This is a genomic window from Streptomyces sp. WM4235 (assembly GCF_001279725.1).
Lineage (GTDB): Bacteria > Actinomycetota > Actinomycetes > Streptomycetales > Streptomycetaceae > Streptomyces.
In genome coordinates this window covers 24458-36390 of sequence record NZ_LGDE01000439.1, presented here as the reverse complement: position 1 = coordinate 36390, position 11933 = coordinate 24458, and the positions used below count along the sequence as shown (strand labels likewise).

The window sequence follows — 11933 nt, the reverse complement described above, 5'->3', positions numbered from 1 at the left end:
ACCCCGATCCCCACAGTCGGCCCCACCCCGCCCGTCGCCCAGCCCGGCCGCCCCCCGATGAGCCAGCGCGCCACGGACGCCAGCGCGGTCATGCTGGCCGCCGGAGCCGCCACAGTGCCCCCCGGACTCATCGCCATCGGGCTGCTCGTCGCATCCGACTACGCCAACCCCACCGTCATTGCCATGGTCTGCGCGGCACCCGCCGTCATCGCCGTGCCCATCCTGGCCGTGGCCCGACTCCTGGCCCGCGCCAAGGAGGTGGCGCCCGTCGAGCAACACAACTACTACAGCGGGCCTGTCAGTCAGCAGCACCACACTGTCAGCACCCAGACCCGCGGCCTGTTCGCCAAGACGATCAACAAGCAGTAGGAGAGCCACATGAACGACGACAACCAGCCCTGCGGCGAGAACGACTGCTACTGCCGCAGCGCCGGACCCGAGCACGCCGACTGCGCGTGCGGCTGCGACTGCCCGCGCTGCCCGGACTGCCAGCAGCTCGACGACTACTGCGACTGCGAGGACTAGCCGGTGGGTGACCCACGCCACAGCCCTCCCGTGCTGAGAGTGACGACCCGGAACACCATCACCGACAGCCTTGACCCATTACCCGCTGACGAAAGGCCACACATCATGAGCACCTGGTTTGCGAACGTCCGCATCGAACACCGAGGCCAGTACGCCGAATACAAAGACCGCATCGACGTCGCCTCCCCCTACGGCAAGAAGGTCACCGAAGCGGTCGTCGTGGAAGGCGTGATGGACCTGATCGTCACCCAGCGGCCCGACATGAAGGGCGGACGGATCGTCTCCGCCAAAGCCACAAAGCTGAACTGACCTACCGCTCGACCAGGCCCTCGCCATCCGCGGGGGCCTGCGTCGTGGGCACCACCCGAGCGATCCACCGCGCCCCGCCCACCTGCGCCGGCGGCTGCGACACCTCGACCGCCACCCCCAACTCGGCCAGGCGGGCCAGCACAGCCAGACCCTCCGCGCAGGACTCCGCCGAATCCGCCAGCACACCGAAGCGATACGTCACCGGGCCAGTCTGGTCGACGTGGACCGCCGCGGAGGCGCAAACTGGCCGAAGCCACCAGGAGGCATCATGAACAACGTGATCATCGCTGCCGCAGCGGGAGTTCCCGCAGTCGCGTTCGCCTGGATCGCCATTCAATGCCCGCAGCCCAACAAGGCAGCCGAACGTGATCGCCAGCGGGCACTGGAACTTGCCGCCAACCGGCAGGACCCGGATGCGAACGCCCACCAGTTCCGACTCGCCGACTCACCGGGAGACCTGAACTCCTGGCTTGCCCGCCACGGCGGAACCTGGCAGCCCGACAGCCTCCTTGGCGGCATGGGGCTCCGCATCAGCCAGCCAGGGCACCCCGACCTTGTCGTACAACCAGGGCAGACCCTGATCTGGGATGGCGAACGGATCGGCCTGCAGTAAGCCCCCCGGCCTTCCCGTGCTGGACAAGGGCGATCTTTCTATGCACAATCAGCAACAGCACCATCAGTGCGCCCAAACGACCCCGCCACCGAGCGGGGTTTTCGCGTTCCAGGGGGTGAGCCCGTGACTCTCGGACGCGAAGTCGAAGGCGTGATCTGGATGACCGTCCGTGAAGCCGCCGCGTTCACCGGCCGGCGAGTCGACACCATCTACAGCTGGGAGCGGCGAGGCCTCCTCACCGACCCCCGCCGCGACGAACACGGGCGCCGCATCTACAGGCAGCAGCAGATCGCCGACGTCGAATTCGCCGTCCGTGAGCGAGCCAAGCGCATCCTCAACCGCCAAGCAGCATAGGAGGAGCCGTGACAACGATCCTCCGGCCCGAGGACTACGGGGCGACCGTGGGCGCCGCGGACAGCACCGAGGCGTTCCGACGCCTGTTCGCGGAGATCGCCAAGCGGTCCCGGCGCGACCCCGGCGGCGACCGCCTGCAGACTCCCGTCATCATCGAACTGTCCGGGCAGTACACGGTCAGCGGCGCCATTTCGTTCGCAGCGGCCAGCCGCACCCAGGGCATTACCGTCCGTGGCGCCGGGAAGCGGACCTCCGAGATCGTCATGACCGGAGCCGAGCCGCTCTTCACGAACCCCGACACCGCGATGGGCGTCCGCTTCTACGACTGCTCGTTCCGGTCGACGAACCCGAAGGCCAGCTTCCTGTACAGCAGCTCGACCGGCGGCGCGCAGGACTGGGGCTTCACCAACTGCGAGTGGCGCGGGACGTGGCGGTACGGCATCGGGCTCGACGGGCCGCCCGACAAGTCGAACTGCAACAGCGAGTGGTACTTCGACCACTGCCACATCAACGGGTCCTACGACGTCGCCTGGCTGTGGTCCGGCATGACGCCGACCATCAAGCAGCAGGACCAGTTCCTCAACTTCTCCCTGCGGGACTGCAAGGTCGAATTCGAGTACGGCGACGCTCTCAGGTTCGACCGCGGCGGCAGCATCGTTGTCTCCGGCGGCTCCTGGATCATCAAGGGCGTCCGGCCCGACGGCGGCCCGAGCAGGTTCTTCAACTTCCCGGCACCGCCAACACCGCACGCGGACAGCGTCCAGTCCCTGCTCGTCGAGGGCGTCCGCTTCGAGCCGCGTAAGCCGATGAACTTGGTCATCGAAAGCGCTTGGAAGGGGCAGATCACCTTCCTGAGCTGCTTGGATGACGCCTGGGCTTACCAGCCGCAGTCCGCGGCCGACAGCTACGCCCCGCACCGGTACTTCAACCCCGGCGGCGTCCGCTACCAGGGCTGCCAGCTCACCGGCCGGCACAGGGTCACGCAGACCGACCCGCCATCCCGGCAGGCCATCGTCTACGACCAATGCGCGCGGACCGTCGCCAGCAGGCGGACGAAGGCCGCGTTCCTCGATCTGCAGGGCGCCTACGCGTCCTCCATCCGCATCAGCCACCGGGACGACCGGGACGGAATCACGTAGAACCGGTGACAGGCATTCGGCCTTCCAGCAGCATGGGGCGTCCAGAACCGCGACCAAGGGACGTCCCATGTTCGGCAGCAAGAAGACGCCAGAAGAGAAGGCCGCAGCAGCCCGGAACAGCAAGATCCGAGGCGCCGCAGCGGCAGCCGGAGTCACCATGTTCGGCGGGAAGTTCAGGTCGCCGAATCAGACCGACGTCCCCGTCGAGGGCGCGAAGGTCACGCTGGAACGCGGCGAAGAGGCCAAGGCCCGCATCACCGCCACCCGAGTTGCGCTTACCGGGATCTTCGCGCTGTTCCTGAAGAAGGACATGACGAAGCTCTTCATCACCATCGAAGGCGCCAACGGCGAAGTCCTCGTCCAGCCCGTCGCCGCCAACAAAGAGCCGCAGGCCAGGATCTTCGCGACCCTCGTCAACGAGGCCGTCACCCGCCCCGAATAGCCTCCACTGCGGGGCTTCCCGATCAGGAGGCCCCGCCGTGGCCAACATCGTCTTCAACGTGGCCCTCGGACGGGTCGCTCACTACGCATCCCTCCCCGCCACCAACGACGCGCTGATCATGGTCGCGTTGGAGTCGACCGGACTTGTCGGCGACTCGACCATGCGGGACTACGACAACCTGTCCGACCTCCTGGCTGGCGCGTCCAACGAGCAGACCACCGTGGGCAGGAAGACGCTGGCGTCGGTCACCGTCACCGTGAACGACACCAACGACCGAGTCGACATCGACGCAGCGGACGTCACCTGGACCGCACCCACCGGCAACGCCATCGGCGCCGTGGTCATCTGCTACGACCCCGACACCACCGGCGGCACCGACGCCGACCTGATCCCGCTCACCAAGCACGACGTGACCTGGACGCCAGACGGCAACGACTTCACCCTGACGATCAGCGACTTCGTTCGGGCCAGCTCCAGCGCCTGACCGGCGAGGAGGGCCTGATGGCCATCGGACGACTCGTTCACCTCGCCTCCCAGGTCACCCTCTCCAGCAGCAACAGTGCCGCGGTCACCGTCCCGAACGACGGATCGGTCATCGTCGGCGACCTACTGCTCGTCGCGTGCGTCATGCCCTCCGGCAGCCGTACCTTCGCCATCTCAGGCGGAGCGGCCGGCTGGACCAGCCTCGGTACGGCCATGCAGTCCGGGCACATGAGCCAGGTCTGGTGGAGGATCGCCGCGTCCGGCGACCTCGGGGCCACCATCACGGTCACCCCGAATACGGGGGCGATCAGGCAGGTTCTGCTGCTCGGTTCCGTCCGCGGCGTCGACCAGAGCGCACCGGTGGCGGCCACCACGAACACGTCGTTGTCCGCGACCACGAAGACGACGCCCTCCGCCTCGCCGGCCAGTACGGTCCGCGAGGTCAGCATCGTCTGGGACTCGCGCGGAGCAGCAACACCGCAGACGTCCTCCTGGACGGCCCCTGCGGGCCAGACCAGGCAGGCGCAGGCCTTCACCACCTCCGGCTCCGGGTCCTGTTCGGGCGCCTGGGGCGACTCCGACACAACGGTCTCCGGGACCATCGGATCCCGCGTCTGGACTGCCGATCAGAGCGCTTTGGGCTCCGCCTGGACGCTGTCCGTGAAGCCCGGACCGACCGTCACGGCCCTCACTGGCGGTGCGGAGGCCGACGCAGCCCAAGGGCTCGCCCCAGGGAAGCGCACGACCCTCGGAACGGGCGCAGAGGCCGACTCGGGGCGACCGCTTACCGGCGCGAAGCTCCGCAGCCTCACCGCAGGGTCGGAAAGCGACTCCGCGCAGGCCTTGGCAGCCTCCAAGCGAGTCGCTGCGGCTACGGGCCAGGAGATCGACGCCGCGCGGCCCTTCGGGGCCTCCAAAACGGGCTCGTTGGGCTACGCCGGCACCGCGGAGACCGCGCAAGGGCTCGCCCGAGCGAAGGCGACGGCCGTCGGAGCCTCTGGGAGCGTCGAGACGGCCCAACCGGTCACCGGAAGGGCCTCCGCGGCCCTCGGGGCGGCCCTGGAGACCGACCAGGCGCTCATGTTCGCCACTCCAGGCGGCGCTACGCTCAGCAGGGCCGAAGAGGCCGATGGGGCAGGGCCATTCGCAGGTCGGAAGGCCCGCGAGACGACCTCCGCGGCATCCACGGAGGCCGCGCAGGCCCTCAAGGGCTCCACGACGGCCGTTCTCGTGCCCGCGGGCACGCAGGAGACCGCGCGGACCCTCGGAGTCATCAAGAAGGCCTCCTTGGGTCGCGCGACAGAGGCCGAACAGGCCCTGGAGCTCGTCGGGGCGACTGTCCAGAGAGGCGTCAACGTCGATGTGACCGTAGGCGAACCCTTCGCCCGCTGGCACGCCGGCCTGATGCCGCGACGCTGGGAGGTGAGCAGGCCATCGAGATAGCCCAGACGTCATGCGAGTACCTCCGCATCGCAGTGACAGCCACAGCAGCCATCACAGGCGACCCAGTCGACCTCGCAGAGCCTCCCCAGCTCGCCTTCATGCCCACCGAGGCCAACCCGGACGACGGGGACTGGCGTGAGGGCGAATGGGAGGCAGGGTACGCGCGCGTACTGCTCGGACCAGGCCATGTAGAGCTACCCCAGGGCACGTACTGGGTGTGGATCAGCTTCCAGGCAGGGGCAGAGGTGCCCACCCAGCCGGCAGGGTCCCTCCGGGTGTACTGACCTACCCCCCCCCAGGGATGCCCAGGGGGCATGCAGGGGAGAGGGGGGGGAGGGCATGCCGACGTCACCCCCCACGAGGTGTGGGGATCCGGAGTGCCAGGAGCTCACCACGCAAGGTAGGTGCGAGGCACACCAACGCAAGGCATGGGCAGGCAAGTCCAAGGCTTGGGGCTCAGGCAGCACGCGCAAGTGGCGCGTGTTCAGGGCTCAGAGGCTTGAGGCAGAGCCTCAGTGTCGATGGTGCGGTGCTGAACGTGATCTTGAGGTTGATCACATCGTCCCTCTGTCCGAGCAGGGCTCGAAGTGGGATGCAGCCAACGTCCAAGTGCTCTGCAAGGCCTGTCACGTGATCAAGAGCGACCAGGACAGGCGCCGGCGCACGCGTCCGGGCGGTCCAGGGCTCACTGCGTGAGGCCGGCGAGCCTCTGAGGGGCTCTCAGGGCTCTGACCTGGGCTGATCTGGGGCTTCGTGGCTCATGATCGGCTGGCAAGCCTCTGACCTGCACGTTTGTGGTGCCGGCGGGGGGTAGGGGAGTCGAGATCACGGACCAAGATCGCTAGGACAGCGACGCGGTTGCTGAACTAGACGCACGCTCAGAATGGCCAACTCGGGACAACCCGGACGGGCCGATCGGCCGGCAGGCCTCTGACCTGCGGCTTCTCCGGAAGGGGGCGACCATGCCACGCACCGCCCAGCCTGCAGCCCTCAAGCTGATCAAGGGCAGGGCCGACGGCCGGGACTCGGGCGGCCGGGTCGTCCCCGCCCCGCCGGCCTTCCGTCGCATCGCCCCCAACCCCCCGAGCTGGCTCAGCCCGGAGGCGCGGGCCGAGTGGAAGCGGGTAGTGCCAGGGCTGCAGCGCCTCGACCTCCTCAAGGAGGAAGACCGCGCGGTCCTCGCCGCCTACTGCGAGACCTGGTCCTCGTTCGTGGCGGCGACCCGCATGGTCACGGCGGAAGGGATCACAATGGAGGTCGTGAGCGTGAGCAGGTCAGGCGCAGAGACCAGCCGCACGGTCGCCCACCCTGCGGTCGCCATCGCCAGTCGAGCCGGCCGCGAACTCCGCGGCTTCGCTGCCCAATTCGGCCTGAGCCCCTCGAGCGAGCAGGCCCTGTCGAAGGGGGCCGACGATGGCGAGGACGACGACAACCCGTTCTGACGACGTCGAGCTTCCCGAGTCCGCCGAACTGGAGCGCCTGAAGATCTCGCCCGAGGTCGCCTGGTACATGCTCAGTCGGGGCATGGCGCTGCCGGACTGCCCGCCGCTCATCCAGACCCCCAGCCCCGGCGAGGCCCCGGGCGCGGTCTTCGACCCGGACCGCGTGGACAAGGTGATCCACTCCTTCAACCTGCTCCGCCACACTCAGGGCCAGTGGGCCGGCCGGCCGCTCAAGCCCGACCCGTGGCAGGTCGCCTACGTCTTGGCCCCCGTGTTCGGCTGGGTCTACTGGGATGAGGACGCGAACGCGAACGTGCGCGTGGTGCGGGAGCTGTACGTCGACATCCCCCGCAAGAACGGCAAGAGCACCCTGTCCGGCGGCATTGCCCTATACCTCACCTGCGCTGACGGCGAGCAGGGTGGACAGGTCGTCGCTGCGGCCACCAACGAGCGTCAGGCTGGCTTCGTCTTTGCCCCGATCAAGCAGTTGGCGGAGAAGGCGCCAGCCTTGAAGGGGCGAGTCCAGCCCCTGAAGAAGAAGATCGTTCACCCGAGGAGCGGGTCCTACTTCGAGTGCGTGGCCTCCGTCGCGGACGCCCAGCATGGAGCGAACCTCCATGGGGCGATCATCGACGAGCTGCACATTCACAAGGATCCGGAGCTCGTCGAGACCATCGAGACGGGTACCGGCTCACGGACCCAGCCGCTGATCGTCATCATCACGACGGCGGACAGCGGCAAGCGTGAGTCGATCTACGACCGTAAGCGTGGCCGCGTCGAGCAGCTCGCTCGTCGGGTGTTCACCGCTCACACGGTCTATGGCGTGATCTGGGCTGCGGAGAAGGATGACGATCCGCACAGCGAGGACGTATGGCGCAAGGCCAACCCGGGCTACGGCGTCAGCCCGACCCGCGCGTACATGCGCGCGCGATCGGATGAGGCCAAGCAGTCTCCGGCGGACATGGCCAAGTTCCAGCGCCTGCACCTTGGGCTCAGGACGAAGCAGGAGACCAAGTTCCTGCGGCTGGACGCTTGGGACCGAAACGCGTCGATGGTTGACGAGCGGAAGCTCGAAGGGCGTGCGGCGTATGGCGGCCTGGACCTCGCGAGCACGTCGGACCTGTGTGCGCTGTGCTGGCTGTTCCCCGACGACGAGACCGGCACCCTGGACGCCGTGTTCCGATTCTGGACGCCGGAGGACAACCTCCGTGCGCTGGACAAGCGGACCGCGGGTGCTGCGTCGAAGTGGGTGCGGCAGGGGTTCCTCACGGCGACGCCGGGGAACGTCGCGGACTACGACTGGATCAAGGAGCAGGTCCGGCGTGACCGGGACTTCTTCAAGGTGAAGAGCATCGGCTATGACCCGTGGAACGCTTCGCAGTTGACGAACGACTTGGTCAGCGAGCGGGCGCCGATGGTCAAGGTCCGGCAGGGCTTCGCGACCATGAGCCCGGTCCTGAAGGAGATCCAGCGCCTGACGCTGCAGGGCACTGCGGAAGTGCCGGCGCTCCGGCACGGCGGTCACCCGGTCGTCCGCTGGTGCGTCGACAACCTTGCGGTGGCCATGGACCCGGCAGGCAACGTGAAGCCGGACAAGGCGAACTCCGGCGACAAGATCGATGGCGTGTCGGCGCTGGCCACGGCAATGGCCGAGGTCGTCGCCCGGCCCCCGCGGCGGAAGTCCCGCTACGCGGACGACGAAGAGATCATGGTCGTTTAGCGGCCGGAGACAGGGGGCCGCATGTTCGCCTGGCGTCGCACCGCGGTGCGCAAGAGGGTCATCGTCAACCTGGCGGACAAGGCGTTCCGGGGGATCCTGTGGGCGCAGCGCGGCCCGCTTCTGGTCCTGCGGGACGCCGAGCTCCTGGAGCCCGGCCGGGCGCCGCAGCCCATGGACGGCGAGGTCGTCATCGAGCGCCACCAGGTCCAGTTCACCCAGGTGCTGGCGGCGACGGCGGGCGGTGGCTGATGGCGTTCGTGGTTTCCTCCGGCCAGCTCGCGATCACCGGCGCCGGAGTCACCCCCGGCTACGCGGCGATGCCCCTGCCGGCGGCTCCGTGGGAGTACGAGACGATCTGGCGCACCCAGCCGCAGGTCCGCACGGTGGTCAGCTTCCTTGCTCGGAACATCGCCCAGCTAGGGATCCATACGTTCCGCCGGGTGAGTGACACGGACCGCGAACGCCTCACGACTCATCCGCTGGCGCAGCTGCTGGCGTCCCCTATGCCCGGCATGACGAGCTATCGGTTTGTTGAGCGGTGGGTGTCGGACATTGCGGTGTACGACTCCTGGTACGGCATCAAGCTCAAGCTGAACGGCAAGCTGCAGATCCTGCCCGTGCCGCCTTCCTTGATCCGCCCCTACGGCGGGAACTGGATCCGGCCCTCCCACTACGAGACCGCGGGTGGCAAGGACTTCGCAGTCGAGGACGTGATCCACATCCACGGCTACTCGCCCGACAACTTGACCGTGGGCTCCTCGCCGATCGAGTCGCTGCGCGAGCTTCTCCTCGAATCGTCCGAAGCAGCACGCCAGCGGCAGCAGATGTGGAAGGGCGGCGCCCGCCTGACGGGTGTCCTGCAGCGCCCAGCCGACGCGCCCGAGTGGGGCACCAAGGAGAAGCAGCGCTTCCGGGAGATGTGGCAGACGTTCAGCCAGGGCGGCGGTGCCGAGGGTGGCACGCCGATCCTCGAGGACGGCATGACCTACGAGAAGGTCGGCTTCAACCCCGAGCAGGCCCAGTACATCGAGTCGCGAAAGTTGACGCGCGAGGAGGTCAGCGCGGCCTATCACATCCCCCCGCCGCTGATCGGGATTCTCGATCACGCGACCTACTCGAACATCCGTGAGCAGCACTCCCACCTGTACCAGGACACCCTTGGTCCATGGATGGTGATGCTGCAGCAGGAGATCGGCGCCCAGATCCTGCCTGACCTGCCGGGCGACAACTCGGACGTCTACTGCGAGTTCAACATCGCAGAGAAAATGAAGGGCTCGTTCGAGGAGCAGGCAGCGGCAATGTCGACCATGGTCGGCGGCCCAGTGATGACCCGTAACGAGGGGCGCGCCCGGATCAACCTGCCGTCCATCGAGGGCGCCGATGAGCTGATCACCCCGATGAACGTGACCGAGGGCGGCCAAGCCTCCCCACGGGACTCCGCCCCCGACCCGGCGGCGCTCCCAAAAGCGCGCGGCCTGGCGCTCACGAAGAGCAGCACCAGGCCTGACCTCGGCGACTTCGACGCGGAGCGGGATTCCCTCATCGCGGCCCTGGAGGCCTGGTCCGAGACGCAGGCAAAGCAGCTGCTGAAGGCGTCGGGCGCGAAGGCGGACGGCATGCCGGACCTCGTGTCCCTGTGGGCCGCGGGCAAGGATGACCGGCTCGCCCAGCTGACGGCGCTGCTCGCCTCGCACGGCTACACCCTCGCGCAGGTCGGCGCCTGGGAGGTGCTCGACAAGCACAACCCGGACGCCTCCGGCTGGACGCCGGACGTGATGCTCGCCTGGATCCTGGCTGCCGCCGAGTCCCATGCCACCGCACACGAGGACGCCGGCGCGGAGGCGGTGGCCAAGGTCCAGGAGGAGGGCGGCGACGGCTGGCAGGCCGCACTGACCGTGGCCGCGGCGAGCTGGGTTACCGCGGCGACTCTCCGCGGCGGCACGGTCTCGACGGAGCTTCGGTCCTTCGGCGGGCAGGACGCGGCCGGCGCGACCGGGCTCGGCAAGAAGACCTGGCGCACCGGCGGCAACAAACCGCGGGTCACGCACAAGGCCCTCGACGGGGAGACCGTGTCGCTGGGCGACGTCTTCGGCAACGGCTGCCGGTGGCCCGGTGACGGCATGGCCAGGGCCGCCGAGTTCGTGAACTGCAAGTGCCGCCTGGACTACGGGAGGTGAGGCTGTGTCTTCCATCACCGTGGTCGTGGGCCCGCCCTGCGCGGGCAAGAGCACGTACATCGCCGAGCAGCGCGGGCCGGACGACGTCGTCATCGACTTCGACCTCATGGCCCAGGCGCTCGGCTCCTCGCGCGCGCACGCGGCCCCGGATGCGATCCGGCAGGTCGCGTTCGCCGCGCGTAAGGCCGCGATTGCGAAGGTGCTGGGCGGCGTTGACACCGACGGATGGATCATCCACACCAACCCGTGGCCGGGACAGCTCGACCTGTACCACAGCGCCGGCGCCGAACTGGTCCTCCTGGATCCGGGCGTCGAGGAATGTCTGGCGCGAGCCGAGGCCGACGGACGACCCGACGGAACCGCGGATGCTATCCGGCAGTGGTACGACAGCCCACCGCTGACCGATTCCAAGAGGAGGACAGCGGTGCAGACCAAGGACTTTGCAGCCAAGGTGAAGGCGGCCGGCGCCGCAGACGGATTGGCCGAAGGGCAGTTCGTCGCGCTGGTCTCCGTGTTCGGCAACGAGGACAGCGTCGGTGATGTCGTCCGCCCGGGGGCGTTCACGGAGACCCTCTCTGACTGGGCTTCGAAGGGCGATCCGATCCCTGTCATCTGGTCCCACGCCTGGGGTGATCCGTTCGCGCACGTCGGCACCGTCGTCAAGGCCGTTGAGACGCTGCACGGCCTCGAGGTCACCGGGCAGATCGATGACCTCGACACCAACCCGACATCGGCCCAGGTGTACCGCCTGCTGAAGGGCCGCCGAGTCACTCAGTTCAGTTTCGCCTACGACGTCCAAGAGGGCGCCTGGGTCGAGGACGAGAACCACAAGTACGGCGGTTACTACGAACTCCGCCGCCTCAAAGTCCACGAGGTCGGGCCCTGCCTGGTCGGGGCGAATCAGGAGACCGAACTCCTGGCAGCGAAGGCCCACGGCCTGGCACGCGGCGCGAAGGCTGGCCGCGTTCTCAGCCAGGCCAACTATGACTCCCTCTCCAAGGCGCACGCCGCCATCGGCGAGGTACTCGCGGCGGCAACGCCCGAGAAGAGCAAGACCGAAGAGCCCGGCCAGCCGGCAACCCCCGCGACCGACGACACCCAGTCGCCGCAGCCGGAAAGCCCGCCCGCCCAGGAGCTCAAGGCTGAACCCACCCCCAGCAGCACAGAGGAAGAGTCCACGCCGGACCCCCGCGAAGCATCCATCGAGGATGCCGCCAAGGTCGGTGCCGCCGCCTCCCGCCTGCTTACTCGCCTGGATCTCGACCTGATCGAGCTGGGCGCTTAAC

The 11933-nt window shown here is 68.3% G+C and carries 17 protein-coding genes; 15 read left to right on the top strand and 2 right to left on the bottom strand.

The annotated features are described in order from the left end of the window. The 3 genes from ADK55_RS29080 to ADK55_RS29075 form a co-directional block, all read left to right on the top strand. The coding region (locus tag ADK55_RS29080; RefSeq protein WP_159041592.1) for a hypothetical protein at positions 1–369 on the top strand (369 nt) is incomplete at its 5' end. 9 nt (positions 370–378) lie between these two features. After that, positions 379–525 carry a hypothetical protein gene (locus tag ADK55_RS38865; RefSeq protein WP_159041591.1) on the top strand — a complete coding sequence of 49 codons (147 nt, stop codon included), beginning with the start codon at positions 379–381 and terminating at the stop codon, positions 523–525. A 105-nt stretch (positions 526–630) separates the two neighbouring features. Beyond that, the gene (locus tag ADK55_RS29075; protein WP_053682784.1) at positions 631–834 is read left to right on the top strand and encodes a hypothetical protein; all 204 of its coding nucleotides are present in this window, start codon (positions 631–633) and stop codon (positions 832–834) included. A gap of 1 nt (position 835) precedes the next feature. Here the strand turns inward: ADK55_RS29075 and ADK55_RS29070 are convergent, their stop codons facing one another. Next, entirely contained in the window at positions 836–1036 is a 201-nt protein-coding gene (locus ADK55_RS29070; RefSeq protein WP_053682783.1) for a hypothetical protein, read from the bottom strand. A 66-nt stretch (positions 1037–1102) separates the two neighbouring features. On the opposite strand from ADK55_RS29070, the gene ADK55_RS29065 reads away from it, so the two are divergent. The 5 genes from ADK55_RS29065 (at position 1103) to ADK55_RS29045 (ending at position 3866) form a co-directional block, all read left to right on the top strand. Next, a complete protein-coding gene (locus ADK55_RS29065) occupies positions 1103–1447 on the top strand; it encodes a hypothetical protein (RefSeq protein ID WP_053682782.1) in 345 nt (114 codons plus the stop codon). 159 nt (positions 1448–1606) lie between these two features. Further along, entirely contained in the window at positions 1607–1801 is a 195-nt protein-coding gene (locus tag ADK55_RS29060; RefSeq protein WP_159041590.1) for a MerR family transcriptional regulator, read from the top strand. A gap of 8 nt (positions 1802–1809) precedes the next feature. After that, positions 1810–2940 (top strand): hypothetical protein, encoded by a 1131-nt coding sequence (locus tag ADK55_RS29055; RefSeq protein ID WP_053682780.1) that lies wholly within the window; start codon positions 1810–1812, stop codon positions 2938–2940. A gap of 67 nt (positions 2941–3007) precedes the next feature. Further along, positions 3008–3382, top strand: coding sequence for a hypothetical protein (locus tag ADK55_RS29050; RefSeq protein WP_053682779.1), 375 nt, complete (start codon positions 3008–3010; stop codon positions 3380–3382). Positions 3383–3419: 37 nt separating this feature from the next. Further along, positions 3420–3866, top strand: coding sequence for a hypothetical protein (locus ADK55_RS29045; RefSeq protein ID WP_053682778.1), 447 nt, complete (start codon positions 3420–3422; stop codon positions 3864–3866). 37 nt (positions 3867–3903) lie between these two features. Here ADK55_RS29045 and ADK55_RS29040 read toward each other — a convergent pair whose 3' ends face one another. After that, positions 3904–4449: a hypothetical protein gene (locus tag ADK55_RS29040; RefSeq protein ID WP_159041589.1), complete on the bottom strand. Its 546-nt coding sequence runs from the start codon at positions 4447–4449 to the stop codon at positions 3904–3906. 76 nt (positions 4450–4525) lie between these two features. Between ADK55_RS29040 and ADK55_RS29035 the strand changes: the two genes are divergently transcribed. The 7 genes from ADK55_RS29035 to ADK55_RS29010 all read left to right on the top strand — a co-directional run bounded on the left by ADK55_RS29035 (position 4526) and on the right by ADK55_RS29010 (position 11932). After that, positions 4526–5308: a hypothetical protein gene (locus ADK55_RS29035; protein ID WP_053682776.1), complete on the top strand. Its 783-nt coding sequence runs from the start codon at positions 4526–4528 to the stop codon at positions 5306–5308. A 339-nt stretch (positions 5309–5647) separates the two neighbouring features. After that, entirely contained in the window at positions 5648–6004 is a 357-nt protein-coding gene (locus ADK55_RS41070; protein WP_078999531.1) for an HNH endonuclease, read from the top strand. Between the two features lie 266 nt (positions 6005–6270). Next, positions 6271–6750 (top strand): phage terminase small subunit P27 family, encoded by a 480-nt coding sequence (locus tag ADK55_RS29030; protein WP_053682775.1) that lies wholly within the window; start codon positions 6271–6273, stop codon positions 6748–6750. Continuing rightward, a complete protein-coding gene (locus ADK55_RS29025) occupies positions 6722–8470 on the top strand; it encodes a terminase large subunit (RefSeq protein WP_053682774.1) in 1749 nt (582 codons plus the stop codon). The genes ADK55_RS29030 and ADK55_RS29025 overlap by 29 nt, the downstream gene beginning before the upstream one ends. 21 nt (positions 8471–8491) lie before the next feature. After that, positions 8492–8719, top strand: coding sequence for a hypothetical protein (locus ADK55_RS29020; RefSeq protein ID WP_053682773.1), 228 nt, complete (start codon positions 8492–8494; stop codon positions 8717–8719). Next, positions 8719–10647 (top strand): phage portal protein, encoded by a 1929-nt coding sequence (locus ADK55_RS29015; RefSeq protein WP_053682772.1) that lies wholly within the window; start codon positions 8719–8721, stop codon positions 10645–10647. The genes ADK55_RS29020 and ADK55_RS29015 overlap by 1 nt, the downstream gene beginning before the upstream one ends. A gap of 4 nt (positions 10648–10651) precedes the next feature. Next, on the top strand, positions 10652–11932 hold the full coding sequence (locus ADK55_RS29010) for an HK97 family phage prohead protease (RefSeq protein WP_234350296.1): 1281 nt from the start codon (positions 10652–10654) through the stop codon (positions 11930–11932). Position 11933: the final 1 nt, after the last annotated feature.